This window comes from Pseudoxanthobacter sp. (assembly GCF_036822375.1).
GTDB lineage: Bacteria > Pseudomonadota > Alphaproteobacteria > Rhizobiales > Segnochrobactraceae > Pseudoxanthobacter.
The window spans coordinates 5,130-6,638 of record NZ_DAISHT010000148.1 but is presented as its reverse complement, the minus strand read 5'-3'; the positions used below and the strand labels follow the sequence as shown (position 1 = coordinate 6,638).

Sequence of the window (1,509 nt, the reverse complement as noted above, 5' to 3'; positions counted from 1 at the left end):
GGCCTGCGGTTCCCAAGGTGGCGTGTTGCGGCGGGACTTTCCAGTGCCAGACGCGGGCCGGCGCCGATTTTGTCGCCCGCGGGCGGTTTCCAAAGGGCGCCAAAGGGCATTAGAGTCGGCCCGCCTTCTGCCGGCCGCCCGCGCGGCCGGTCGCTGCTGACAGCGATTCGCATCCAGCCCTTTCCCCGGGGAGTGCCCATGGCCGTGGCCAGCACCGCAGACATCCGCCTCGTGCCCTGTCTCAGCGACAACTACGCCGTTCTGGTGCACCGCGGTGCGGAAGACGGCCCCGGCACCACCTTCCTCGTCGATGCCCCGGAAGAGGGCGCCGTTCTGGCGGTGCTGGATCAGGCGGGCTGGACGCTCGATGCCATCCTGCTCACCCATCACCATGGTGACCACACCGGGGCGGCGGGCGTGCTTTCGGCCGCCACCGGGGCAAAGCTGATCGGCCCGGCGGCCGAGGCCGCGCAGATGCCCGATCTGGACGTGGCGCTGGACGACGGGGCGGAGTTCCGCGTCGGTCCGTTCCGCATCCGCGCCATTGCCACGCCCGGCCACACGGCCGGCCCGCTCAGCTATTATCTGCCGGATGAAAAGCTCGCCTTCACCGGCGACACGCTGTTCGCGCTCGGCTGCGGGCGGCTGTTCGAGGGAACGGCCCAGACCATGTGGGCCTCGCTGAAGCGGCTGCGCGAAGAACTGCCCGACGACACCCGCATCTATTGCGGCCACGAATACACGCTGGCCAATGCCCGTTTCGCGCTGACCATCGACCCCGGCAACGAGGCTCTCGCGGCCCGCGCCCGCACCATCGAGGCACTGCGTGCCGCCGGCCGGCCGACGCTGCCCTTCACCATGGGCGAGGAAAAGGCGACGAGCCCGTTCCTGCGCGCCGACACACCGTCGGTGGCCGCGGCGGTCGATCTGGAAGGCGCGGCACCGGCGGCGGTGTTTGCTGCCGTGCGTGCCCGCAAGGACAGTTTCCGATGATCCCGGCCGGGCTTTCCGCCCCCGAGGTCATCGCGCTTCTCGGCCTCCGGCCGCATCCCGAAGGCGGGTTCTACCGCGAGACCTTCCGCGATGCCGACCCGGCCGGCGGGCGCGCCTTCTCCACCGCGATCTATTTCCTGCTGCCGGCGGGCGCGCGCTCGCACTGGCACCGGGTGGATGCCGTGGAGATCTGGCACTGGCATGCCGGCGCGCCGCTCATTCTGGAGGTGGCGGAAAATGCCGCTGCCGATCCGGCGAACCTGCGTCTGGGACCGGATCTGGCGGCCGGCGAACGGCCGCAGGGCATCGTGCCGCGCGGCCAGTGGCAGGCGGCCCGTTCGCTGGGGGCGTGGACGCTGGTCGGCTGCACCGTGGCGCCGGGCTTCCGCTTCGAGGGGTTTGAGCTGGCCCCGCCCGGCTGGGCGCCGGGCTCGCCGGCCCGCGCACCGGTCACGCCCCCGCCGGCGGTCTGAGGCGCGCCGGCCCGGCCGGTCTTTCCATGCGTTCTGTCCCGAT

Annotated in this window: 2 protein-coding genes; both read left to right on the top strand. The window is 72.0% G+C overall.

What is annotated here, in order from left to right; all coding sequences use genetic code 11:
- Window positions 1-198: 198 nt before the first annotated feature.
- Window positions 199-993: a hydroxyacylglutathione hydrolase gene (gene gloB, locus V7067_RS12920; protein ID WP_334176312.1), complete on the top strand. Its 795-nt coding sequence runs from the start codon at window positions 199-201 to the stop codon at window positions 991-993.
- The gene (locus V7067_RS12915) at window positions 990-1,466 is read left to right on the top strand and encodes a cupin domain-containing protein (protein WP_334176311.1); all 477 of its coding nucleotides are present in this window, start codon (window positions 990-992) and stop codon (window positions 1,464-1,466) included. Before gloB ends, V7067_RS12915 begins: the two co-directional genes overlap by 4 nt.
- Window positions 1,467-1,509 lie beyond the last annotated feature (43 nt).